The following is a 22,940-nucleotide window of genomic DNA, read 5'->3' as shown; positions in this document are numbered from 1 at the left end:
CCGGCATGCAGGGCGCGCTGTCGGAATCGGAGACATTTCTAGACTCCTGGACGCTCGTCATGGGCCTGCTCTTCGTCCTTGTCGTGCTGTTCCTGCCCAAGGGCATAGCCGGCGCCGTGGAAACGATCACGGCACGGTTTGAGCGTCGGTGCCCCGCGCCTGCCCAGCAGCCGCAGCGAACCGACGCCGCGGGCGCCGGCACCCACCATCTGGAGAGCCTGCCATGACCAAGGCCGGCGCTCAGCTCGTTGTCGACAAGGCGAAAGTATCCTTCAGCGGCTTTGTAGCCGTTTCTAATCTCACATTGCGTGTGGCGCAGGGCGAGCTTCGCTGCCTCATCGGGCCGAACGGCGCCGGCAAGACCACGGCGCTCGACCTGATCTGCGGGAAGAYGCGGCTCGCTGCCGGCGAGGTGTATTTCCAGGATAAGCCCATCCACCGCTTGAGCGAGCATGCCATCGCCCGCACCGGCATCGGCCGCAAATTCCAGGTGCCGAGTGTCTTTCGCGATCTCAGCGTGCGCGACAATCTCCAGATCGGGCGCTCCGCAAGCCCAGGCGTCTTGTCAAACCTGTTCAGATTCCGACAGAGCCGCGACAAGGCCGATATCGAAAGGCTGGCGGAGCTCGTCGGCCTGGAGGATGAGCTGGGCACGCCGGCGGCGCATCTTTCGCACGGACAGACCCAATGGCTCGAGATCGCGCTCATCCTGGCGCAGAACCCGCTTCTGATCCTGATGGACGAGCCGACCGCCGGCATGACCCAGCAGGAGACGAAGAAGACCGCCGACCTGTTCTGCCGGCTGCGCRGCAAGCACACGCTGATCGTCGTCGAGCACGACATGGGTTTCGTGCGCGACATCGCCCAGACCATCTCCGTCATGCACCAAGGCAAGCTGCTCGCCGAAGGAACGATCTCCGAGAYCGAATCCAACCAGGCGGTGCGCGATGCCTATCTCGGCTCGGGAGGGATCGGCCATGCTTGAGCTTGCCAATGTCGACGGCTTCTACGGACGCAGCCGCGCGCTCCAGTCGGTGTCACTGAGCGTCGGCACGGGCGACTTCTTTTCCGTGTTGGGCCGCAACGGTGTGGGCAAGACGACGCTGCTGCGGACGGTGCTTGGCCTGATGAGCCGCACCACCGGTTCCATCAGGCTGGACGGCGAGGAACTGGTCGACCAGCCCACGCACAAGCGCGCGCTGGCTGGCGTCGGTTACGTCCCGCAGGGCCGCGGCATCCTGCCGGGCTTCACGGTGCGGGAAAACCTCATGGTTGGGACTTTCGCCGCGAAGGGCGGCGGCGGGCGGATCGCCGAGTGGGTGCTGGAACTTTTCCCCATTCTCAAGGAATTTCTCGGCCGCCGCGGTGGCAACCTTTCAGGCGGCCAGCAGCAGCAGCTCGCCATTGCGCGCGCCCTGCTGTCCGAGCCCAAGATCATGCTGCTCGACGAGCCGACCGAGGGTATCCAGCCCAACATCGTCGAACAGATCGAGAATGTGCTGATCGACCTCAATCGCAAGCACGGGCTGACGATCGTCCTGGTCGAACAGAACATCGCATTCGCCCGCCGCGCTTCACAGCGTTTCGCCATCCTCAACAGAGGCAGCGTCGCGGTCAGCGGCCCGATCGGGCAGCTCAGCGATGAGATGATCCACCAGCATCTGGTTGTCTAGATGGACACCGGCAAACCCCAGGAGGAGTAAGACRTGTATCACGGCGATATTTCGAGCAGCAACGACACCGTCGGCGTTGCCGTCGTCAATTACAAAATGCCACGCCTGCACACGCGCGACGAAGTGCTCGCCAATGCCCGCAACATTGCCAAGATGGTCGAGGGGATGAAGGCCGGTCTGCCCGGCATGGACCTCGTGATCTTCCCTGAATATTCCACCCACGGCATCATGTACGACCAGAAGGAGATGTACGAGACCGCCTCGTCGATCCCTGGCGAGGAAACCAAGATCTTTTCCGAGGCCTGCAAGAAATCCCGTGTCTGGGGCGTCTTCTCGCTGACCGGCGAGCGCCATGAGGAGCACCCCAACAAAGCTCCCTACAACACCCTCATCCTGATGAACGACAAGGGTGAGATCGTGCAGAAATACCGCAAGATCATGCCCTGGGTGCCGATCGAGGGCTGGTATCCGGGCGACTGCACCTATGTCTCCGAAGGTCCGAAGGGGATGAAGATCAGCCTCATCATCTGCGACGACGGCAATTACCCGGAAATCTGGCGCGACTGCGCCATGCGCGGCGCCGAGCTGATCATCCGCTGCCAGGGCTATATGTATCCGGCCAAGGAACAGCAGATCCTGATTTCGAAGTCGATGGCCTGGGCCAACAACGTCTATGTCGCGGTCTCCAATGCGTCCGGCTTCGACGGCGTCTACTCCTATTTCGGCCATTCCTCGATCATCGGCTTCGATGGCCGCACGCTTGGCGAATGCGGAACGGAAGAAAACGGCATCCAGTACGCGCAGCTTTCGACATCACTGCTGCGCGACGCGCGCCGCAACATGCAGTCGCAGAACCATCTCTTCAAGCTGCTGCWCCGTGGCTATACCGGCCTCATCAACTCCGGCGACGACACGCGCGGGCACGCTGTGTGTCCGTATAATTTCTACAAGCAGTGGATCACCGATCCGGAAGGCACGCGCGAGAAGGTCGAGGCGCTGACCCGGCAGACTGTCGGCACGCCGGAAAGCCCGATCGAAGGCATTCCCAACAAGGTGGCAGCCCATCGTTGAGCGACGGTCGCTGCCAAGCGCCGCGGCCTGCGAGGGGCCGCGGCGCACCTAGAAAGCATGCCGCCCAAAAGCGCGCAGCGATCTTGGCGGCATACGCAAAGACATGGACTTGTGCCACGCGTTTGGAGATTGAAATGGATCGAGGGACCGGATCCGCCGCGGTAGAAGGCGATGCGTTGGGGGATTTCCGCATCGTTTCCGAGCCTTACTTCCGGCCCGTCGGCAATGAAGTCGCCCTATTCGAAGCCGCCTTCGCATCGCGCATGYCGGTTATGCTCAAAGGTCCGACGGGCTGCGGCAAGACGCGTTTCGTCGACCACATGGCATGGCGGCTCGGCCGGCCGCTGATCACCGTCTCGTGCCACGAGGACATGACCGCCTCCGATCTCGTCGGTCGCTACATGCTCGATGCCGACGGCACGGTCTGGCACGACGGACCGCTGACGCTCGCCGTCCGCTCCGGCGCCATCTGCTATCTCGACGAGATCGTCGAGGCCCGCCAGGACACCACGGTCGTCATCCATTCGCTGACGGACGACCGCCGCATCCTCCCGCTGGAGAAGAAGAACGAGGTGCTCAAGGCACACCCGGACTTCCACCTCGTCATCTCCTACAATCCTGGTTACCAGAGCGTGCTGAAAGACCTCAAGGAATCGACCAAACAGCGCTTTGTCGCCATAGCCTTCTCCTATCCCGAGCAAGCGGTCGAGACCGAGATCGTCGCGAACGAGGCCGGCGTCGATCGGCCGCTGGCGCAGACCTTGGTTCGGATTGGCCATCGCGCCCGCAACCTGAAGGGACACGGACTGGAGGAAGGCGCTYCGACCCGCATGCTGATCAACGCCGGTCTGCTCGCCCGCCGCGGCATTCCGATCGACGAGGCCTGCGAAGTCGCCCTGGTGCTGCCGATCACCGACGACCCCGACATGCGCGACGCGCTGAAGTCCGCCGTCGCCGCCTGCATTTGAGCGTCATGGCCAGCCTTGTGCAAACACCGGCGCGGCACGACGCGACCGATGAGGAAATCTTGCAACGGCAATTGGCTGACGCGTTTCCCGGCGATCTTCATCAGGCCTGGATACGCGCCTGCCGGCGCCTGTCCGGGGCGGGCTATGGCGAGGGGGTCACCGACGCCTATGTCCGCTTGTCGCCCCAAATCGCGCGCCTGGTCTCGCCGCAGACGGCCGTCGATCTCGCCGGCGTCGTCTCGGGCGTTGCCATCCGCGCGGGGCGAGCCGCGGCGGCGCTGCTGCCCGAACAGGCGCTCGCCGCCGCCGAGACTGTCGGGCGGGACGGCTTTCCCCGCTGGCTGCTGCTCGTGGAATATGTCAGCAACAGCGCGCCGGAATCGTTGGCGCTCTTGTTCGCCCATATGCCCCAGCTGCTGCTCCAGGTCGGGCTGGAGGGCCTGGAATCATGGACCCGCATCGGCATACGTATGGCCGAAGGAGATCGGGAAAGACGCCTGCGTTTCTTCCGGCTTGACGACCCCTCCGCCATCCGATGGCTGCAGCGGGCCAGCGGCCAGATCGGCTTTGCCGATATGGAAGCAAAGCTCAGGCCCTTTCTCACGGCGCTGTGGGGCGACAGCCCGCCACTTCGCGAGACGCCTTCCAACGCGCACGAGCAGGCGCGACGGCGCGCCGGCTTCGACGGCAGCGTGGTCCGCCTGCCCTCATCCTTCCCCGGCTTCCAGTCCGCCGATGCCGAGCGCCTTTACCGCGCGGCGGTCGCCCACATCGGCGCTCATCTGCGCTTCACGCGCGAACGCTTTCCCGTCGGCGGCCTCAAACCGGCGCAGATCGCGCTGGTATCGCTGATCGAGGACGCTCGCGTCGAGCAGCTCGCAATTCGTGAACTGCCCGGGCTTGCGCGACTGTTCCTGCCTTTTCACACCGTGCAGCCATCGAGCGCCGTCACGGCGCCGGCCCTTTTCGCGCGGCTGGCGCGCGCGCTCGCCGATCCATCCTACGAGGATCCGAACCCGTGGATCGCCAAGGCGCGCGAGGCCTTTTTACGGGAAGACCCGCATGACCAGCAGCTCAGCCGGCGGATCGGCAACCTGCTTGGCAACGATCTCGGCCAGATGCGGATCCAGTTCGACCCCAGGAACTATGTCGTGCAGCCGCCGTATCGCGACGACAATCTCGGTCTTTGGGATTTCGGCGATGACGACAGCCAGGCCGAGGATGCCGAACAGGTCCTGTCGTCGGCGCGCATCCGGCAAGAGGAGAACCACGAGCGCCCCGACCGCATTGAGCAGGAGAGCAGGCCGGACGGCGAGGCGGGACGCGTGCAGATCGAACCTTTGAGCATGGGAGGCGTGCTGGTGGCGCGCTATGGCGAGYTCGACTACGTGACCGGCCGCGAACAGCCGGACTGGGTGTCAGTCAAGGAATATCCCGCAAATGCGGCAACGGCCGCGCAGGTGGCGCGGCTGCGCGAGAAGCGCGGCGACCTTGCCGATAGGGTCACCGCGTTGATTCGTTCGGCCAGGGTCAGCCGTGCTGAACGCCTGCGGCGGCAATCGGAGGGCGAATTCCTCGACATCGATGCCTGCATCGATGCCGCGATCGCGCGTCGGATCGGGGAGACGCCGAGCCCGCGCATCCATGGCCGCTACGAGCGGCGCAGCCGTGACCTGTCGGTGCTGCTTTTGCTGGACGTTTCGCAATCGACCAACGATCGCGTCGCCAACGGGCGCCGGACCGTGCTCGACATCGAGCGCCAGGCCGCGGCGCTGCTGTCGCAGGCTATGTCCGGTCTCGACGATCCCTTCGCGATCGCCGCATTCTGTTCCGATCGTCGCGAGGACGTGCGCTATACACGGATCAAGGATTTCAGCCAGCCTTATGACAGCTTGGTCGAGGCGCGGCTGGCGGGGCTGCAAGGCAGCTTTTCGACCAGGCTCGGCGCCGCCATCCGGCACGCTGGCGCCGACCTCGCGACACAACGCAGCTACAGGCGACTGCTTCTCGTCGTCAGTGATGGCGAGCCATCGGACATTGATGTCGAGGACCGTCGCTATTTGGTAGAAGATGCGCGCAAAGCGGTGCAAGGTCTCAGCCGTCTTGGCGTCAACACATTCTGTGTCGGGCTGGATTCCAACGCCGAATCCTATCTGGGCCGCATCTTTGGCCAGAAGAACGCCTTCAGCATCGCCACGATCGACCGACTGACCGACCTGCTGCCCAAGCTGTACCTGGCGCTCGGAAGATGACCACGACCGTGCCGCGCGTCGAAAATCGAACATCGTGAGGGGTCTTGAGGAGGCGTTTACTTCATCGCGCGCTCGGCGGGCATCCGCGAGAATGACAGGATAGCCGCCTAGAGAAACGCGATAAAATTTGCCCAGCCGCGACTTGCGCGCCGAAAAAGTAGGCAAATTCAGCCATTTGCGGAGACTGAAGCGTAGAGGCTTCGGCGGAAGGAACTGTGGGGATGGTGCCCAGAGGCGGAATCCAAGTAAAGAAAATCCTATTTTGCTTTCAGATGTTTAGGGGAAGGTCAACCGCGGGTGCTACCAACAGAAATACCAACAAAATATTTCTGTGGATAGGTTTGGTTCCCGAATAGGACCTGTCAGTCCCTTGCCATTGAATTTAGATGGCGCGCGTGATCGAGCCAGAGGTTTCGCTACTCCCGATCCCTCAGGCAGCGTACACGGTAGCTCTTGAGATCGGCGGGTAGCGCCAAGCGAGGGTCGTTGTACGCTTCGTAAGTGTCCGGTCGGTCGGTGCTGCGCCGGTCATCAGCAGGCATGGGGTGGAACTCATGGAACGGCAGCCGCCTCCACTCTGTCATATCCATTGAGCTTGTATAGCAGCGCGGAGACTAACCAGCTGAAACCGAAAATTCCGACGACGACGTAGCTGAAGCTGCTCAGACTGCCGTTGATGCTGCCGACGACATACCAGATTCCACCCTGCAAACTGAGTTTGTCTCCGATCAGGCCCAGTGCTTCAATGCCGCCGATGAATACGGCGACGACCACTGAAGCGGCGGTGATCGTCATGTTGTACCACAGCTTGCGCATCGGGTTGACGAAGGCCCAGCCATAGGCGCGGGTCATCATTACGCTGTCTGTGGTGTCCATAAGGGACATGCCAGCGGTGAACAGGGCCGGGAAGACCAAAATAGTCCAGCACGACAAGCCGGCTGCCGCTTGCGAGGCGGAGATGCCCAGAAGCCCGATCTCGGTCGCGGTGTCGAAACCGAGGCCGAACAGGAAGCCGACCGGATACATGTGCCAAGAGCGCGTGACGACGCGAAACACCGGCCGGAAAATCCGGGCGAGGAATCCGCGACCGGTGAGCAGCGCCTCAAGATCCTCTTCAACGATGGGCTCACCGCGCCGCACGCGCGAAAAGGCCTGCCAAATGCCTTTGAGGATGAAGAGGTTTGCCATGCCGATRGCAATCAGGAACAARGCCGAGACGSAGGTTCCGATCACGCCGCCCACGTCGTGGAATTCATCGAGCCGGCCTTGAAACGCCGCGGCGGTGGCGGCCATGGCGATGGAGGCCGACACGACAATGGAAGAATGTCCGAGCGAGAAGAAGAACCCGACCGAAAAGGGTGCCTTTGCCTCCTGCACAAGCTTGCGCACAACATTGTCGATTGCCGCGATGTGATCGGCATCAAAGGCGTGGCGAAGCCCGAAGGTGTAGGCGAGCAGGGCCGTGCCGAGCAGAGCAGGGCGATCCGAGAAAGCGATCCAGGCCCAGGCCCAAGCGAAGATGTTGGCCGCTATCATGAGGGCACAAGTCAGTGCCACCTTGGACCGGAGCAGCCCCGGTCGATCATCGAAAGGATTGGGTATCACGCTTTAAGGTTCCCCCGAGTGGCTTGTCGCGCAACGAAAACCAGGACCGCAAAACATCAATCTGCGGCAATGCCGATTRCCAGTCGCGGCCGCTGCCTATCCGCAGTGTCCGGCGCTGTTCGCGGCAGCGTCTTTCACCGGCGCCGCCGATGGCCGGCCGATAGATCCGGCATGGCTGCGCAGCCAGTCGTACCAAAGGTCCATGCCTTCGCCGGTCCGCGCTGACACAGCGATCGCAGTGATCGCCGGATTGACCGTGCGCGCATTGGCGATGGCGGTGTCGAGCATGAAATCGACATAGGGCTGGAGGTCGGTCTTGTTGACGATCATCAGGTCGGCCGCTCGGAACATGTGCGGATATTTGAGCGGCTTGTCCTCCCCCTCGGTTACCGACAGYACGATCACCTTTGCATGCTCGCCGAGGTCGAACAGCGCGGGGCAGACGAGATTGCCGACATTCTCGATGAGCAGCATCGCGCCTGCCGGTGGCTTCAGCTCCTCGAGACCCTGCGCGACCATGTCGGCCTCCAGGTGGCATCCGGTTCCGGTGTTGACCTGGACCGCCGCAGCCCCCRCGGCCCGAATCCGCTCGCCGTCATTGGCGGTGGCCTGATCCCCCTCGATGACGAAGATCGGGATCTCGTCCTTCAGGTCGTGGATGGTGCGTTCCAGCAAGGTGGTCTTGCCTGCGCCGGGCGAGCTGACGATGTTCAGCGCCAGGATCTCGCGCCCTTCGAACCAGCCTCGGTTGCGCGCGGCCAGCTTGTCGTTCTTGGCCAGCAGGCGGGCCTCCAACTCGACCACCGTCGTCCCATGCCCATGATGATGGTCGTGGTGATCATGCAAGCCGTCGTGATGATGGTGATGGTCATGGCCGTGCGGATGGTCGTGGTCGTGGGGGCTGTGGCCGTGCTCATCGTCGTGATGGCCGTGGCCGTGATCATGGGAACGCGAATGGGGGTGTTCATGTTCATGATCATGGTGATGGTGGCCGTGGTCGTGCGGATGGGCATGGACATGGTCGTGGTCGTCGCCCACCGGCCGGACCTGGCCGGTCTGGAGATTCAGTATCCGTGCGTCGGYATTCGAGCCGCATCCACAGGTCGCGCACATCAGGCAGCCTCCTCRAGTTCCATTTCCCTAATCTTCAGTTCATCGCCCGCCAGCCGTTCAAGATGGCGCGAGCCGCAGCCGCAGGCTTGGTATAGCGTCGATGTCTCGAACTCGTCGCCGCAGTCGAGACAGCAGCAGCGGCTGGCGATCTCCCTGATATCGAGGCGGGCGCCGTCGAGCGCGGTCCCTTTTGAAACGACATCGAAGCAGAAGTTCAGCGCCTCTGGGATGACCCCGGCCAGCCGGCCGACATCGAGCGTGACGCGTCTCACCCGCCGGCCGTTCGCCGCCTCCTCGACGATCGAGACGATGTTTCGCGTAATACCGAGCTCGTGCATGGCGCGCCTCAGCAAATCCGCGGCAGTTGCTCGCCGACGAGCATGTCGACGATACGCCTGCCGCCGAACGCGGTCTGCATTGTCACGCGTCCCTGCTCCCCCGCATGGGCGTAGCCGACGAGCATGGCGCATGCGCCGAGCGGGTGCRCGCGCATCGCGGCCAGCGCGGCATCAATCTCGGCCGGCGGAACCGCGAGGACGATCTTGCCTTCGTTGGCGAGGTAGAGCGGGTCGAGGCCGAGTATCTCGCAGAAGCCGCGCACCTCCTCGCGTAGCGGCGTGGCTGCCTCGTCGATCTCGATAGCGACGCCCGATGCCTCCGCCATCTCATTGAGCACGGTGGCGATGCCGCCGCGCGTCGCGTCGCGAATGGTGCGCGTCGCTGGGGCTGCCTTCAGAACGGCGTCGAWCAGGCCGTGCAGCGGCGCGCAATCGCTCTCGATCTCGGTTTCGAGGGAAAGGTCGCCTCGCGCCGCCAGGATCGCCGCACCGTGGTCGCCGAGAAGCCCGTTGACCAGTATGCCGTCGCCCGGTCTGATGCTGYCGATCGCAAGCTCGACGCCGGCGGGGATCACACCCACGCCCGTCGTGGTGATGAACAGCTTGTCACAGGCGCCGCGCTGCACGACCTTGGTGTCACCGGTGACGATCGTGACGCCAGCGCGCCGCGCTGCCGCAGCCATCGACTGCGCGACCCGCCGCAGTTCCTCGATTTTCAGGCCTTCCTCGATGACGACCGCGCAGGACAGATAAAGCGGCTTCGCGCCGCCGACGGCAAGATCGTTCACCGTGCCGAACACGGCCAGCTTGCCGATGTCGCCGCCCGGGAAGAACAGCGGATCGACGACGAAGGAATCCGTCGTGAAGGCAAGCCGGTCGCCATGGGCGGCCAGCGCGGCGAGATCGAAGCGCGCCTGATCCTCAAGGGCCTGCGACGTGTCGGTGGCGAAGGCACTGACGAAGACGTCGTCGATCAGATCCTTCATCGCCTTGCCGCCGCCGCCATGGGCAAGCGTGACGGCGGGCACGTGGATGCGGCCGAGCTTGCGGGGAGGGGGGGACATGATGTTCATGACGCGGCTGTGGCGGCTTCGGTGGGAGCCTGCCGCTTGACGCCRCCATACTGATAGTAGGCGGCGCAGGCGCCCTCCGGCGAGACCATCAGCGCGCCGAGCGGCGTCTCCGGTGTGCAGAGTGTGCCGAACACCTTGCACTGCCACGGCTTGAGCACGCCCTTCAGCACCTCGCCGCACTGGCAGGACTTCGGGTCCGCGATCTTGATGTTGGGTACCGAGAACTTCCGCTCGGCGTCGAAGCGCGCATATTCATCGCGCACCCTCACACCGGAATGGTCGATGGAGCCCAGCCCGCGCCATTCGAAGAACTCGCGCAGTTCATAGACCCTCGCCACGGCGGCCAGCGCCGGATCATTGCCGGCTTCCGGCACGATGCGCGTGTACTGGTTCTCGATCTCGGCGCGGCCCTCGCTGATCTGCTTCAGGATCATCCAGATCGATTGCAGCACATCGAGCGGCTCGAAGCCGGCGACGACCATCGGCCGCCTGTAGAAGTTGGCGATGAACTCGTAAGGAGCGATGCCGATGACCATCGAAACGTGGCCGGGCCCGAGAAAGCCGTCGAGATGTAGATCCGGACTGTCGAGGATCGCCTTGATGGTCGGCACGATGGTTATGTGGTTGCAGAACACCGAAAAATTCTCGATCCCGTCGGCCTCCGCCTGCAAGACGGTCAGGGCGGTGGACGGCATGGTGGTCTCGAAGCCGAGGCCGAAGAAGACCACCTCGCGGCCGGGGTTCTTGCGCGCCAGCGCCAGCGCATCCATCGGCGAATAGACCATGCGCACGTCGGCGCCGTCGGCCTTGGCTTGCATGAGGCTCTTGCGCGAACCCGGCACGCGCATGGCATCCCCGAATGTCGTGAAGATCACGCCGGGCTGTTCGGCGATGGCCACGCAGTCATCCACCCGTCCCATCGGCAGGACGCAGACCGGGCAGCCCGGCCCATGCACCAGTTCGATAGCGGGCGGCAGCATGCCCTCCAATCCGTAGCGGAAGATCGAGTGGGTATGCCCGCCGCACACTTCCATGATGTTCAGCGGCCTGTGCCTGGTCGTCTCGATCCGGTCGCACAGCTTCTCGATCTCGCGCACCAGTGTCGCCGCTTTGTCGCGGTCGCGGAATTCGTCGGCGAATTTCATTGGACTTTTTCCTTCCTGGCCGCGGAGCCGCGCTCATCTGCGAGCAGCGTGTGCACGAGGTCCCACATGATGTGGTAGGCGGCGACATGGCATTCCTGGATGCGGTGGATCGAGGTCGAAGGCACGATCAGGCAATGGTCGACCGCGCCGGAGGACTTCATCTTGCCGCCGTCGCCGCCCGTCAGCCCGATCGTGGCGACGCCCATCTCTCTGGCCTTGACGAAGGCCGCGATCAGGTTCTGCGAGTTGCCGCTGGTCGAGATGCCGATCAAGGCATCCCCTTTGCGCGCATGCGCGACGAGCTGGCGCACGAAGACATGATCGAAGCCGAGATCGTTGCCGACGGCCGAGATCATGGCGAGGTCGGCAACAAGGTTGGTCGCGGCGAGCGCCGGGCGGCCCGCCGTCACCGGATGGACGAACTCCACCGCGACATGACTGGCGTCGCAGCTCGACCCGCCATTGCCCATGGAAAAGAGCTGCCCGCCCCTATTGTAGACGTCGGCCAGCGTATGCGCAGCCGCCACGAGGATCTCGGCCTGGCCGCCGAAGAACGCCTCGTTCGTCTCGCGCGAGTCGCGGGCCTTCTCCGCAACCGAATGCAGCAGGGCAGCCTGCAGCTTGGCGGGGTCCTGCGTTTTTCCGTGAAGAAAGGGGTAGAGCCCGCTCAATGTGCCTTCGTTCGACATCGCCAATCTCCTTCCCTAATGGACGGCGGATGCGCRCATCGCCTCGATTTCGGCCTGCGCCTCGCCGAGCTCTGTAAGGATTTTCAACGTTTCGGCGGCTTCGTGTTCATCGATGCGGCTCATCGCGAAGCCGACATGGACCAGCACCCAGTCGCCCACGCAGCTTTCCACCGGGTGCTCGGTATCGACGATGCAGGCGATGTTGATCTGGCGCCGGACGCCGCTGACATCGACGGTCGCGAGTTTACGCCCGGCGTCGTCGATCCTTATGATMCGTCCTGGAATACCGAGACACATGGGTTTCCTCCTTCTTGCCGGGTTGTCCCGGCGTCCATGCAATGCGCTGCGGCAATTGCTGCCTGGCCGAGCGCGACGCCGCCGTCACCGGCGGGCACCTCGGCGTGGGTAAGGACTTCGAATTCCTTCTCCTCGAGGCGGCGTGTCGTCTCTTCGAGCAGGACCCGATTGTGGAAGCAGCCGCCGGAGAGGGCGACCGTTTCGAAGCGCGGGCCGGTCTCGCCGTCGCGGCGCGCGAGTTTCAAAGCCATCGCGACAAGCACGTTCGCCAGCCCCTTATGGAACCGCGCCGCCATCACGCCGACGGGCGTCCGCAGGACGAGATCGCCCAGGATCGCATTCCACATCGCGACCGGCTCGACATACGGGAGGCCGCTGCCTTTCAGATTGGGGATGGCGAGCGGATAGGCGAGTTCATCACCCTCCTCGACCATGGTTTTCCGGCAGACCATCGCCTCCAGGCGCATCGCGGCCTCGCCCTCATAGGCTTGGCGTTCGAAACAGATGCCGAGGGCGGCGGCTACGGCGTCGAACAGCCGGCCGCATGACGATGCCGGCGGAGAGTTGACGCCGCCCTTGATGATGGCGTCGAGCGTGGCGCGCGGCTTGCCGGCAAGCGCCCGGAAGATTTCGAGTTCGCCGAAATTCATCGCAAACTGCGCCCAGCCCATCTCGGCCATCAAATGGGCGTAGAGGTTGCGCCAGGGCTCGCGCGAGGCCTGCGCGCCGCCCGGCATGGCGACCGGCTTGAAGGTTCCCAGCCTCTCGAAGCGGCGGTAGTCGCAAAGCAGGAATTCGCCGCCCCAGATCCCGCCGCCCCGCATATCGGTGCGCGCGCCGAAACCCAGGCCATCGAGCGCGATGCCGAGCACGGGCGGCGCGTCCAGAGGTCTGCCGTTCTCGGCGAGGCAGGCGGCTATGTGCGCATGATGATGCTGCACCTCGACAAGCGGGAGCTGCTGTGCCTGCGCGCGCTCCCGCGCCAGCTTGCCCGAGACATATTCGGGGTGCATGTCGCAGGCCAAGGCCTGTGGCTGGTGGTCGAACAGGTCGCGAAAAAGCGCGAGGTTCTTGCGATAGTCGTCGAAGGTCGCCGCGTCCTCGAGGTCGCCCTGATGCTGCGAGAGAACCGCGCGCCCGTCCTTGACCAGGCAAAAGGTCGCCTTCATCTCCGGGCCGAAAGCGAGGATCTGCGGTGCCGTCTCGAACCCCCGCGGCAGGCGGATAGAGGCGGGCGCGTGGCCCCGCGCGCGGCGCAGCAGGCGGACCTTGCCGGCAGTGAGGCGCACGACGCTGTCGTCGACGCGGTTGGCGATGTCGCGGTCATGGATCAGGGCGAAGGGCGCGATCGTCCCGAGCCTTGCCGCTGCCTGGGCGTCATCCGTCACCTGYGGCTCGTCGGAAAGGTTGCCGCTGGTCATCACCACCGGCCGGCCCATGCGGCGAAACAGAAGCACATGCAACGGTGTCGAAGGTAGCATGAAGCCGAGGGTCGAGATGCCCGGCGCCACGCTTTCGGGCAGGTACTGCGGGCCTGGGGCATCGAGCAGGACGATTGGCGCCGCGGCCGAGCGCAGCGCCTGCTCTTCCTCGGAGGAGACCGCGCAGTATTTGCGGATCACGTCCATGTCCCGTGCCATCAGCGCGAAGGGCTTCCGGTCGCGGCGCTTCAATTGCCGTAGCCTGGCGACGGCCTCGGCGCGCGTGGCGTCGCAGGCCAGCTGGTAGCCGCCAAGCGCCTTGATCGCGACGATCTCGCCTTTCCGGATCAGGCTCATCGCCGCATCGACATCGTCCAGCATCGAGTGCTGCTCGTAGCTCACCGCGCGTCCGTCGAAACGGACCAGCCTGGCCTTTGGCCCGCAGGCGTGGCAGGCGATCGGTTCGGCGTGGAAGCGCCGGTCGGCCGGCTCGCTATATTCGGCGGCGCAATCGGCGCAGAGTGGGTACGGCGCCATGGTCGTCGAGGCACGGTCGTAGGGAATGCCTCTCACGATGGTCAGTCGCGGGCCGCAATGCGTGCAATTGGTGAAGGGGTAGCGATAGCGGYGCGAGAACGGGTCCAGCACTTCGGCCGCGCAAGCGGCGCAAATTCCGGCGTCGGGCGATATCTCCGTGCGGGCTTCGCCCGCCGCGCTTTCGACGATCCTGAAGCCTTCGTCCAGCCGTCCGACGAATGGAGAAAGCTCGATCGCCTCGATCGCCGCCAKGGACGGCGGCTCACCGCGCAGTCGCTCGACCAGACGTTCGATTTCGCCGCGCGGCCCGCTTACCCGGATCAAGACCCCTTCGCCATCGTTAAGCACCTCGCCGTCGAGGCGGTATTCCCGGGCAAACCGCCATACCGTCGGGCGGAAACCGACACCCTGCACCCGCCCGCGCACGCGGATCTGCAGGCTGTCCCGCCGGTCTGCGATGTCGCGGGCGAGCATCGCCGTCATGGCGCGGCCTCCCAAAGCAGCACACGGTTGTTTCCTGTGTCGGCCACGGCGACTAGGTCGCCGCGGACCGCTACGGCAAAGGGCCAGCATAGACTGTCGCGCGTGGCGGCCTTCCAGCGGTTGTCGCCCTTGGCGCCGAAACCGTCCTGGCCGGCGAGGGCGGTCGCCGGCGCATCCATGTCGATGTCCGCGAGCGGGAAACCGACGAGCCGCGAATTCGCGGTGTCGGCGCATATCAACGTGCCGTCCCGAACCGCAATTCCGTAGGGCATCTGCAAGGCCCGCTCGGTCGGATCATAGGCGGCGCGATTGTGATCGAGCTCCTCGAAATGCTTCTGGCCCAGGATGAGGCTGGCCGGCGCGCCGTCGGCATTGGGCATGCCGTTCCAGGCCATGATGCGGCTGTTTCCGGCGTCCGCGACGAAGATCCTGCCACCGGCCATAGCGATCGCATGGGGCCAGCGCATGCCGACGGCGCTCGCTCCGGTTCCAGCATTGTCGTCGCGCCCGATCATGTCCGGCTGGCCCAGCACAAGGTCCGCGGGCTGGCCATTGCGCTCGGGGAGGGAGTTCCAGACCAGGACGCGGCGGTTGCCGGTGTCGGCGACGAAAAGGCGTCCGTCCGAGATCGTCACGCCGTAGCACCAGTTCAGCGTGTCCGGGCCGGCCTGCCGGACGCCGCGATTGGCAAGGCCGCCGTTGAAGTCCGGCTGCCCGAGCACAAGGTCCGCCGGCTGATTGGAGATTTCCGGCAGCGAGTTCCAGATCAGGACGCGGTGGTTCCACGCGTCCGCCACGGCCAGCATATGGCCATCGCTGGCGATGCCTGTCGGCATGTTCAACGTCGCCGGTCCCGGCCCGCCTTTCGCGTTTCGGCCTTCCGCGAAGAAGTCCGGCTGGCCGATGACAAAGTCCGCTGGAGCGTTGTCGGCCCGCGGAATCCGACGCCAGCCGAGCAGCCGATGGTGACCGGTGTCCGCCACCAGGAGGGGGCCGTCCGGTCCGGCGAGGCAAACGCCGCGCGGCCCGAACAATGTCGAGCGGCCGGGCGCGATCGGCACCGGCAGTCCGTTGGCGGCGACATGGTCGCCGAGGATGATCCTGGCACCGGCCGGGTCGAGCAGCTGTGCTGCCGAYGACGCATGCGCCCATGCCGGCCGGAAGGCGGATGCCAGGGCGACGCGCGTCATTTGGCGAGTCTCACCTCGACGCGGTTGCCGATGACCTTGACCATGTGCGGCTGGAGCTGCACTTCGGGAGCGGTGAGGCACTCGCCGGTCGCAAGATCGTAGCGGAAGCCGTGCCACGGGCAGGTCACTATGCCGTCCTCGACCTCGCCGCCATCGATCTCCAGCCCGAGATGGGCACACGCGTTCTGGAAGCAGGAGACGACCGCGCCCTGGCGAGACAGGATGACGTTCTCCCCGCCGACGATCCGCGTGGTGATGCCGCCCTGCGGGATCTCGTCGAGCCGGCAGACAAGGTGCCAGCCATCCACGGCGCCAAGGGCAAACGGACTGACGAAACGTACGCTGTCGTTGGAGYCGCCGCCGGATCCCTTGAGCTGAAGAATGTCGGTGATCTCCGGGCAGGCTTCCTCAACGGCCTTCTTGACGCCTGCATGGAAGGTCAGCGCGGAGGCGGGGCATCCGTCGCAGGCGCCGGTGAAGCGGACCTCTATGGCGGGCGGACGTATCGAAACGAGCTCGACATCGCCGCCATGGGAGGCGAGCATCGGCYGCACGCCATCGAGCGCTGCCTCGACCCGCTCGCTCAGGCTCGGCTTCAGGATGTTGTGACGCCGCAGCACGGCGTAGACGATCTCGTCCGCGACCGCGGTCTTCATGGCCTGCATCGCCGCCGGATCGGCTTTCAGAGCGCGGATCAGACGGCGAAATGCCTCGCCCTGCAGTTCCTCTATCGATCGCCGGTAGGCGTCCACGGCGGCGCGCTGCRTCTCGTCCCAGGAAGTGAAAAGTGCTTCCAGCCGCTCGATGTCCCCGACGTATCCGGCAAGCGTCTCGCGATGGGTCGGAACGAGATCGACGGCGTTCATTTCCTATCCTACCGATACCGCAGGTCCTTGAAGAGGTATGGCTGCAGGGCGCCGCCCACGAGGCCGGCCACCGCCGCGGCGGCGACCACCGGGACACCGAGCTTGGCCAGGATGAGCAGCAAGGCGGCCGTGACCAGCGCACCGATCGCCGTCTGCCTGTAGACCTTGGCGGGCTCCGCAAAGAGCTTGCCCTTGAGGAACAGAAGGATCGAGCTTTTCGCCATTTCCCACATGATTGAACCTCACCCGATAAGCGCCAGCAGGACCAGGCCGACAATGATGCCAGCCACGCCGCCCACCGGCCCGTAGAAGCTGCCCATCATCGCCGCCAGCTGGTTTCCGATCGCCTTGYCGCCGGTAGCGATGCCGCCGATGGCGCCGCCTATCCCGGACGTCACGATGCCGGCCACCAGGGCCAGTGCCGCTCCGCCTGYAGTCAGTTCAACACCTGTCACGTCGTGCTCCCTGTYGTCCTCAGTTGAGATGATGCCGGACGGTCCCGGCCAGGCCGTCGGATGTCGCGGGTGGCGCCGAAAGCAGCTCGCGGTCGATCTGTTCGCAGGCCTCCGCCACGATGCGCGCCTTGTCCGTCTCGCCGGCGCTCATGAATATCTCCCGACATTCACGATAGTATTCGCGCGCTGCCGTCAGGTTGGCGCGGTTGCCGTCACCCGGCTGCGCGGGATCGTCGGGAAGGTTCCACAGGCAGTTCGCCTTATTGGCGATGGTGTTGGCGTATTCCAGCGGCATGGCCGCGCGGGTTCGCACCTTGAGCGCCTCGTCATAGGCGTCGAGCGCCCGCAGATTGTTTTCCACCACATGACTCGACGAGGCATATTGCAGCGCGTTGCCGAGGTTGTTCTGCAGCATCGCGTATTCGGCGGGATGGTCGATCAGGCTGACGCTCTTCAGCCCTTCCTCGAAAGCCTGCACGGCCAGCGCCTCGCGCATCCTGGCGCGACTGTCGGTGAAAGGCATGGACAGGAAGGCGGTCGCCAGGTTGTTTTGCAGGATGGCGAATTCCTTCGGGTACCTCGCGCGGTCGAATGTCCGCAGCGCCCGCTGATAGGCGGAGATGGCGTCGGTGATGCGCGCCCTGTTCAGGCCGACGAGATTGTGGATCGCCAGCCCGAGATTCATCTCCGCTTCCGCCAGTTCTTCCGGCCGGCCGAGATCGGCGAAGTGCCTGATCGCGCGTTCCAGTTCGGTCCGCGCCTTTTCAAGAGCTTCGGCGCCCCCCTCCGGCAGGGCCAGCAGGGCGGTGGCGCGGCGAGCGGCGATGCGGGCGCCGAGCAACCGCTCGCCGGTCGGACAGATGGCTCCGGCCCGATCGTAGAGATCAATCGCGGCTTCGATCTGGTCGGGGGATTTCGGGCGCTGCTGAAAACCCATCGCGATCTCCATCAGCATCTCGGCCCGTTCCTGGGGCGAGGCCAAAGGGTCGTCCGCAGCCGCCAATGCGGCGCGCACTTCCTCCTCCACGCGAGACTGCCTCACCCGATATCCTCCCATGCTGYTTGGCTGCAGCTCTATGGGGGTCGGATGCTAGCAGCTTTTTGTATGTTGTCTACTTGAATTACGAAGTGTAAACTTAGTATGCAAAAAATGCACCCCGGCCGACCAATCCGCCCTGAGCTTTGTCCCARGTCACCTCGATTTCCCGGTCGTTCTCGTCGGCAATCCCGCTTGCGCGAAAGAAGTCGGGCGCGTGCGCGACCCGGTCGCCAGCCAGGTTCTTGCGTTTCAGGATATAGCCGCCGGCCTGCGCCAGCCGCACCGGCAGGATGAGAAGGTCGCTGTCGCGCCGGATCAGGACGATCCCGCTGATGCCATCGAAATATCGCTCATAGTCTTCGGCGGACACGTGCAGGCCGCCGCGGCTCACGCGAACCATGAAGCCGCCTGCGTTCATCCGGGTCGATCCGTCCGGCGTTCAGCGACGATCCGTTCGATACGGCTGGCCACCGACAATGCGGCCGCCGCGACGCTCGGACTGAGGTCCGTCCCGAAATCCAGATGCTCCGCCTCGATCAGGAACACGGTGACGTCCTGCGGGAAGGCTGCGCCAAAGATCCGCCGGCCGGCATGAAGCGCGGCATCCCAGCGGAAGTCGTGGAGATTGAGCCCTGGCGTATAGGGGCGCTCCAGTTCGCGGCCTGGAACTTCGTAGACGGCGCCGGCTTCGACGCCGGTGCGGGCCGCGTCCACCAGGACCAGCGATGTGCAGCCGCGAGCCGCGAACATGACGGCCATGCCGTCGGTTCCGGCATCGAGCAGCTTGACGCCGGGCCCTTCCAGGCCGCCGGCGCGCAGCGCGCGGATCACCTCCGGCCCGACACCATCGTCCTGCCTGTTGAGGTTGCCGCAGCCGACGATCGCGATCATGCCCGCCGGCCCGTCATATCCGCCACAGGCGGCACGACCACTCCGCCTCGACCGGCACCGCGAGTTCGGGAAGCTCGCAGAACCTCCGGTGGACGAGATAGTACATGCAGCTCTCACATGCCTGCCCTATCCCCTGATGCTCGACGGGGCGCAAGGTGAAGCCCGCGATCACGAGTTTCGCCGCCAGATCGTTTCCGGCCGCCCGCAGGCGGGCAATGACGGCGAGCACATCCTCGTGGCTGTCGGCCCGTGGAAAAGCTTCCGTGTCCGGCGATCGGGTCAGCAGCGTCTCGATGGTTTCACGCAACTGACCGTCGTCAATGGTCGTCATCGCAGCCTCCGTCCAGAGCACGCCTGCGCAAGGGCACGTCAGATGCGCCAGAGCCGGCACCACCAGTCCGCGTCGACAGGCACCGCAAGCTCCGGCAAGTCGCACCATTCCCGGTGGACGAGGTAGTACATGCATTCCATGCAGCGCTGCTTGTCGGGCCCGTAGGGGTGGTCGACAAAGCCGCTGATGACCATCTTGCCCTGGACGTTGTTCGGATCGAGCTTGCGCAACTCGTCCAGAATCGCGGCGAACTCCTTTTCGGTTTCCRGAAAAGGCTCGGTCTGCGTCTCGAGGCCCGACCTCATCAGCTGCGCCATCTTGCGCAGCAGGGCGTGCTGTTGCTCATTGTTCATCGGCTACCGTCCCCGACATTTGTGCAGCGGGCCGGCCGTCGGCGAGGCAGACGACCGGGCAGCGTCGTTGAAGCGGCAGGTGACCTATGCCGTACGGAACCGGGCAAGCTCCTCGCCGGTGCTGGCGTCGTGGGCGTGCACGGTGCAGACAAGGCACGAATCGTACGAGCGACAGACATGACCGACCTCCACCGGGTCGTTCATATCCGCGATCGGCGTTCCGATCAGCGCCTCCTCGATTGGGCCCAGTTCGCCGCCGTCGGAGCGCGGGCCGACGTTCCAGGTCGTGGGCGCGATGATCTRATAGTTCTTGATCTTGCCGCCTTGCACCTCGATCCAGTGGCAAAGCGCACCGCGAATGGCTTCCGTCGCCCCCCAACCTCGGCCGTCCTTCTCTGTCGGTTTGACATACCACGGGTCGTTCAGCCGGAATTCCCGCAGCGCGTGCTCGGCTTGGCGATAGAGCTTCACCCCTTCGTGCATGCGCGCGAAGTGGCGCAGCATTACGCTTGCCCCGCYGAGCTTCTTATACATGTCTAGCACCAGCGGGTCATAGTGCTGCCAGCTTTCGCCGTGCCGGCCGCCGGCGATGAGCTGCCGCGCGAGCGGGCCTGCCTCGAGYCGGCCGTTCTGGTCGTGGCGAACGGCGACGGCCCAGGAGTATTGACTGTCGTAGTYGACCGGATTCTTGCCCACTGGCTTGGTGACGCGGTCGAAAGGATGCTTGCCGCCCGGCTCGTCGTACCAGGCATGCATGAGGTCCTCGCGGGTGTAGACCTGGTCCATCAGCTTGTGGCTGTCGGTCGCGCCGTCATAGACACCGCTCTTCATCAAGACCGCGGTGTTGCGGCCCTCGATGGTGGGGCGGTCATACTTGTCCTCATGCGGCAGGTAGCCCCACGACACGTATTTGCCGTGCCCCTTGCCGTATTTGTCGACGCCGACGTCGAGGCTCATGCGCCAGAACATGCCGAGATCGGAATTGGCATGTTCGGGCCGTTCGTCCAGCCAGGCCATGAAGTCGTCATAGGATTGGATCTGCTCGTAGCRCTCAAAGGAGCAGCCGAGCCAGACCGGCTCCATCCAGTTGCGGCGGAAGTGCTCCAGGATCGACCAGGCGCGGGTGATGTCGGTCAGCGTCGGCGCGCACATGACGCCGCCCGGGACCATATAGCTCGAATGCGGCCATTGCCCGCCGAGCAGGGCGTAGATTTCCACCGGGCGCCCGGAGATGGTCACGCCGAGCTCGTAGTTGGTTCCCGTGAATGGCGACCAGCGCTTGACGGCTTCCTCATAGTATTTCGAGTGGGAGTAGTTCTTGTGCGTGTAGTCGATCATGAACAGGCCGTAGTGATGCCTGGGCAGGCTCTGCAGGCTTTCCACGATCTGCCCCAGATTGCGGGCAAGGATCGCGTTGCGCGGCACCTCCGTCTTCCAGGCGGTGTCGAGCGCCMAGGCCGCGCATGTCAGGTGGGAGGCGCCGCAGATGCCGCAGGCGCGCGGTGTCACCACCAGCCCCGCCTGCGGATCCTTGTCGCGCAGGATTACCTCAAAGCCTCGGAAGAGCTCGGCCTGGGTCCAGGCGTTGACCACGACGCCATTTTGAATGTCGACGCGCACGTCGAGATCGCCCTCGACGCGTCCCACGGGCGAAATATCAAGTGTTTGAACTGCAGCGGACATGATGTCTTGACCTTTGTCGATCGGGTTCGGTGAAGCGCGGTCAGACGACGAAGATGTCTTCTTCAGCCCAGCGCGGCGAAGCAGCCTTGGCGGCGGCGGTCAGCTTGATGTAGCCGGTCTTGTCGACGCCGGAAGGCATGTCCTTCGGCACGCCCATGACAGTCTGCGTCTTGAAGACCGTGCCCGGCGCCAGATCGAAGAACGGGAATTCCGGCTCGGTRCAGCCCATGCAGGGGATGCCGGCGCGCGTCTTGGACGACTGCCGGTTCCACAACACGCGATTGCACGGCGAATGGGTCATCGGGCCGCGGCAGCCGAGATCGTAGAAGAGRCAGCCCTTGCGTTGGCCGAATTCGGTGGCCRACACCTTGTAGGCGAAGTGCATGTTGCGGGTGYAGCCCGTCTGGGTGAAGGAGGTGAAGAAGGTCTTCGGCCTTTGGAATTCATCGAGCTTGAGATCGGCCCCGCGGCCGGTCGCCACCGCCACGACGATCTGGGTGATCCAGTCCGGATGGGCCGGACAGCCGGGAATGTTTATGACCGGCAGGCCGGCCTTCGACTTGTAGTCCTTGCCGAGGAAGCCGCCCTGGTTGCGCTTGAGGAATTGCAGCCCCTGGCTTTCGGAGGGATTCGGCGCCGTCGCCGGGATGCCGCCCCAGGTCGCGCAGTCGCCGACCGCGACCACGAAATTCGCCACCTTGCTCAAGTCGCTTACCCAGTCGCGCATCGGCCGTCCGGCAAAGCGATTCCACTCGCCCGTTCCGTTCGGCGCGTTCACGACGGTACCTTCGAAGACGAAGATGTCGAGCGGCATCTGGCCCGAGGTCAGGGCGTTCAAGAGCTTCTTCAGATTCTCGCCGAGCTCCAGTCCCAGTGACGGGTGYCAAAGCACGTTGACGCCGAAATCGGTCACGAGATCGCAAGCGCTTGGTTCCTCGGCGTTGAGGAACGACATCGTATTACCTGAGCAGGCTCCGCCCTGGAGCCATAGAAGATTGGCCATTAATTCCTCCTTCGCTACGCACTGACCTTTGGGTGCAGCGCGTCTACGAAAAGGAAATCGCAAGCGGCGTGCCAAGTTGGCGCAAGTGAGGAAAATGACGTTAAATCAGATGGTTGGCATTATCAGGCATATTTTGCGGCGCAACATTGCCCGCGTGTCGACCTGCAAACTATCTTAGCAGGTGGAAAGTTCGTTTATCGCCCGTGCGTCCCGCACGGCCGCGGCTCAACCGTGACGATTGCCGCATGCTGGGCAGGTGACCTCGAGCAGATACCGTACCAGATGCCCTTGCAGCGGCTGCACCAGTGACCCGTGGCCTGGTGCTCGGGCGCGCCGATTGCCGTGGCCATCGCGCCGAAGCCCAGATATCGCGTCGGTTCCGCATGTCCGGACGGAAGCACGCGAGACTGGGGAAAGCGAATGACGGCTGCGCCCGGCTGCTGCGGTTTGTCGTTGCTCATGAT

The 22,940-nt window shown here is 64.5% G+C and carries 25 protein-coding genes and 1 pseudogene; 6 read left to right on the top strand and 20 right to left on the bottom strand.

Translation table 11 applies throughout. The features are described 5' to 3' along the window. The 6 genes and pseudogenes from LCM4576_RS03880 to LCM4576_RS03855 form a co-directional block, all read left to right on the top strand. Nucleotides 1-227: pseudogene (locus LCM4576_RS03880) on the top strand (urea ABC transporter permease subunit UrtC); the annotation flags it as partial. Continuing rightward, nucleotides 224-985: an urea ABC transporter ATP-binding protein UrtD gene (urtD, locus tag LCM4576_RS03875; protein ID WP_071030621.1), complete on the top strand. Its 762-nt coding sequence runs from the start codon at nucleotides 224-226 to the stop codon at nucleotides 983-985. The pseudogene LCM4576_RS03880 and the gene urtD, both read left to right, overlap by 4 nt. Then, nucleotides 978-1,673, top strand: a complete 696-nt coding sequence (gene urtE, locus LCM4576_RS03870; protein ID WP_040985665.1) for an urea ABC transporter ATP-binding subunit UrtE — start codon at nucleotides 978-980, stop codon at nucleotides 1,671-1,673. The genes urtD and urtE overlap by 8 nt, the downstream gene beginning before the upstream one ends. Nucleotides 1,674-1,706: 33 nt before the next feature. Continuing rightward, on the top strand, nucleotides 1,707-2,744 hold the full coding sequence (locus LCM4576_RS03865; RefSeq protein ID WP_071030620.1) for an aliphatic amidase: 1,038 nt from the start codon (nucleotides 1,707-1,709) through the stop codon (nucleotides 2,742-2,744). A gap of 134 nt (nucleotides 2,745-2,878) precedes the next feature. Next, nucleotides 2,879-3,712, top strand: a complete 834-nt coding sequence (locus LCM4576_RS03860; protein WP_071030619.1) for a CbbQ/NirQ/NorQ/GpvN family protein — start codon at nucleotides 2,879-2,881, stop codon at nucleotides 3,710-3,712. 71 nt (nucleotides 3,713-3,783) lie between these two features. Then, a complete protein-coding gene (locus LCM4576_RS03855) occupies nucleotides 3,784-5,964 on the top strand; it encodes a nitric oxide reductase activation protein NorD (RefSeq protein ID WP_157901196.1) in 2,181 nt (726 codons plus the stop codon). A gap of 552 nt (nucleotides 5,965-6,516) precedes the next feature. Here the strand turns inward: LCM4576_RS03855 and LCM4576_RS03850 are convergent. The 20 genes from LCM4576_RS03850 to LCM4576_RS37000 all read right to left on the bottom strand — a co-directional run bounded on the left by LCM4576_RS03850 (nucleotide 6,517) and on the right by LCM4576_RS37000 (nucleotide 22,937). Further along, on the bottom strand, nucleotides 6,517-7,569 hold the full coding sequence (locus LCM4576_RS03850; protein ID WP_071030618.1) for a HoxN/HupN/NixA family nickel/cobalt transporter: 1,053 nt from the start codon (nucleotides 7,567-7,569) through the stop codon (nucleotides 6,517-6,519). A gap of 96 nt (nucleotides 7,570-7,665) precedes the next feature. Beyond that, nucleotides 7,666-8,682, bottom strand: a complete 1,017-nt coding sequence (gene hypB, locus LCM4576_RS03845) for a hydrogenase nickel incorporation protein HypB (RefSeq protein ID WP_083361293.1) — start codon at nucleotides 8,680-8,682, stop codon at nucleotides 7,666-7,668. After that, complete coding sequence (locus tag LCM4576_RS03840; protein WP_071030617.1) at nucleotides 8,682-9,020, bottom strand: hydrogenase maturation nickel metallochaperone HypA; 339 nt, start codon at nucleotides 9,018-9,020, stop codon at nucleotides 8,682-8,684. The genes hypB and LCM4576_RS03840 overlap by 1 nt, the downstream gene beginning before the upstream one ends. Nucleotides 9,021-9,028: 8 nt before the next feature. Further along, entirely contained in the window at nucleotides 9,029-10,093 is a 1,065-nt protein-coding gene (gene hypE, locus LCM4576_RS03835; protein WP_071030616.1) for a hydrogenase expression/formation protein HypE, read from the bottom strand. Then, nucleotides 10,090-11,238 carry a hydrogenase formation protein HypD gene (gene hypD / locus LCM4576_RS03830; RefSeq protein ID WP_071030615.1) on the bottom strand — a complete coding sequence of 383 codons (1,149 nt, stop codon included), beginning with the start codon at nucleotides 11,236-11,238 and terminating at the stop codon, nucleotides 10,090-10,092. Before hypD ends, hypE begins: the two co-directional genes overlap by 4 nt. After that, complete coding sequence (locus LCM4576_RS03825) at nucleotides 11,235-11,927, bottom strand: SIS domain-containing protein (protein ID WP_040971346.1); 693 nt, start codon at nucleotides 11,925-11,927, stop codon at nucleotides 11,235-11,237. Before LCM4576_RS03825 ends, hypD begins: the two co-directional genes overlap by 4 nt. A gap of 15 nt (nucleotides 11,928-11,942) precedes the next feature. Continuing rightward, nucleotides 11,943-12,224, bottom strand: coding sequence for a HypC/HybG/HupF family hydrogenase formation chaperone (locus LCM4576_RS03820; protein ID WP_071030614.1), 282 nt, complete (start codon nucleotides 12,222-12,224; stop codon nucleotides 11,943-11,945). Continuing rightward, a complete protein-coding gene (gene hypF / locus LCM4576_RS03815) occupies nucleotides 12,194-14,665 on the bottom strand; it encodes a carbamoyltransferase HypF (protein WP_244510617.1) in 2,472 nt (823 codons plus the stop codon). Before hypF ends, LCM4576_RS03820 begins: the two co-directional genes overlap by 31 nt. Beyond that, nucleotides 14,662-15,855 (bottom strand): NHL repeat-containing protein, encoded by a 1,194-nt coding sequence (locus tag LCM4576_RS03810; protein ID WP_071030613.1) that lies wholly within the window; start codon nucleotides 15,853-15,855, stop codon nucleotides 14,662-14,664. Before LCM4576_RS03810 ends, hypF begins: the two co-directional genes overlap by 4 nt. After that, on the bottom strand, nucleotides 15,852-16,721 hold the full coding sequence (locus LCM4576_RS03805; RefSeq protein ID WP_071030612.1) for a NifU family protein: 870 nt from the start codon (nucleotides 16,719-16,721) through the stop codon (nucleotides 15,852-15,854). The genes LCM4576_RS03810 and LCM4576_RS03805 overlap by 4 nt, the downstream gene beginning before the upstream one ends. An 8-nt stretch (nucleotides 16,722-16,729) precedes the next feature. Then, nucleotides 16,730-16,954: a hypothetical protein gene (locus LCM4576_RS03800; protein ID WP_040971350.1), complete on the bottom strand. Its 225-nt coding sequence runs from the start codon at nucleotides 16,952-16,954 to the stop codon at nucleotides 16,730-16,732. Between the two features lie 9 nt (nucleotides 16,955-16,963). Continuing rightward, nucleotides 16,964-17,176, bottom strand: coding sequence for a hypothetical protein (locus tag LCM4576_RS03795; RefSeq protein WP_071030611.1), 213 nt, complete (start codon nucleotides 17,174-17,176; stop codon nucleotides 16,964-16,966). A gap of 19 nt (nucleotides 17,177-17,195) precedes the next feature. Continuing rightward, nucleotides 17,196-18,218, bottom strand: coding sequence for a hypothetical protein (locus tag LCM4576_RS03790; protein ID WP_116397875.1), 1,023 nt, complete (start codon nucleotides 18,216-18,218; stop codon nucleotides 17,196-17,198). Nucleotides 18,219-18,312: 94 nt separating this feature from the next. Continuing rightward, nucleotides 18,313-18,633 (bottom strand): hypothetical protein, encoded by a 321-nt coding sequence (locus LCM4576_RS03785; protein ID WP_052459186.1) that lies wholly within the window; start codon nucleotides 18,631-18,633, stop codon nucleotides 18,313-18,315. Further along, nucleotides 18,630-19,106, bottom strand: a complete 477-nt coding sequence (locus tag LCM4576_RS03780) for a hydrogenase maturation protease (RefSeq protein ID WP_040971352.1) — start codon at nucleotides 19,104-19,106, stop codon at nucleotides 18,630-18,632. The genes LCM4576_RS03785 and LCM4576_RS03780 overlap by 4 nt, the downstream gene beginning before the upstream one ends. A gap of 13 nt (nucleotides 19,107-19,119) precedes the next feature. Beyond that, nucleotides 19,120-19,437: a hypothetical protein gene (locus tag LCM4576_RS03775; RefSeq protein ID WP_040971353.1), complete on the bottom strand. Its 318-nt coding sequence runs from the start codon at nucleotides 19,435-19,437 to the stop codon at nucleotides 19,120-19,122. Nucleotides 19,438-19,475: 38 nt separating this feature from the next. Beyond that, on the bottom strand, nucleotides 19,476-19,790 hold the full coding sequence (locus LCM4576_RS03770) for a hypothetical protein (RefSeq protein ID WP_071030610.1): 315 nt from the start codon (nucleotides 19,788-19,790) through the stop codon (nucleotides 19,476-19,478). 84 nt (nucleotides 19,791-19,874) lie between these two features. Continuing rightward, on the bottom strand, nucleotides 19,875-21,473 hold the full coding sequence (locus LCM4576_RS03765; protein WP_071030609.1) for a nickel-dependent hydrogenase large subunit: 1,599 nt from the start codon (nucleotides 21,471-21,473) through the stop codon (nucleotides 19,875-19,877). A 40-nt stretch (nucleotides 21,474-21,513) separates the two neighbouring features. After that, the gene (locus LCM4576_RS03760) at nucleotides 21,514-22,476 is read right to left on the bottom strand and encodes a hydrogenase (RefSeq protein ID WP_071030608.1); all 963 of its coding nucleotides are present in this window, start codon (nucleotides 22,474-22,476) and stop codon (nucleotides 21,514-21,516) included. A gap of 194 nt (nucleotides 22,477-22,670) precedes the next feature. Continuing rightward, a complete protein-coding gene (locus LCM4576_RS37000) occupies nucleotides 22,671-22,937 on the bottom strand; it encodes a hypothetical protein (RefSeq protein ID WP_244510615.1) in 267 nt (88 codons plus the stop codon). Nucleotides 22,938-22,940: the final 3 nt, after the last annotated feature.

Source organism: Mesorhizobium sp. LCM 4576 (assembly GCF_001854815.1).
Taxonomy (GTDB): domain Bacteria; phylum Pseudomonadota; class Alphaproteobacteria; order Rhizobiales; family Rhizobiaceae; genus Mesorhizobium; species Mesorhizobium plurifarium.
This window is presented reverse-complemented; position numbering and strand designations above follow the sequence as displayed.

Excerpts from the sequence above, each read along its gene's own strand:
- urtE (WP_040985665.1), top strand. The coding sequence starts at position 978 with ATGCTTGAGCTTGCCAATGTCGACGGCTTCTACGGACGCAGCCGCGCG.
- LCM4576_RS03825 (WP_040971346.1), bottom strand. The coding sequence starts at position 11,927 with ATGTCGAACGAAGGCACATTGAGCGGGCTCTACCCCTTTCTTCACGGA.
- LCM4576_RS03800 (WP_040971350.1), bottom strand. The coding sequence starts at position 16,954 with ATGTGGGAAATGGCGAAAAGCTCGATCCTTCTGTTCCTCAAGGGCAAG.
- LCM4576_RS03780 (WP_040971352.1), bottom strand. The coding sequence starts at position 19,106 with ATGATCGCGATCGTCGGCTGCGGCAACCTCAACAGGCAGGACGATGGT.
- LCM4576_RS03775 (WP_040971353.1), bottom strand. The coding sequence starts at position 19,437 with ATGACGACCATTGACGACGGTCAGTTGCGTGAAACCATCGAGACGCTG.
- LCM4576_RS37000 (WP_244510615.1), bottom strand. The coding sequence starts at position 22,937 with ATGAGCAACGACAAACCGCAGCAGCCGGGCGCAGCCGTCATTCGCTTT.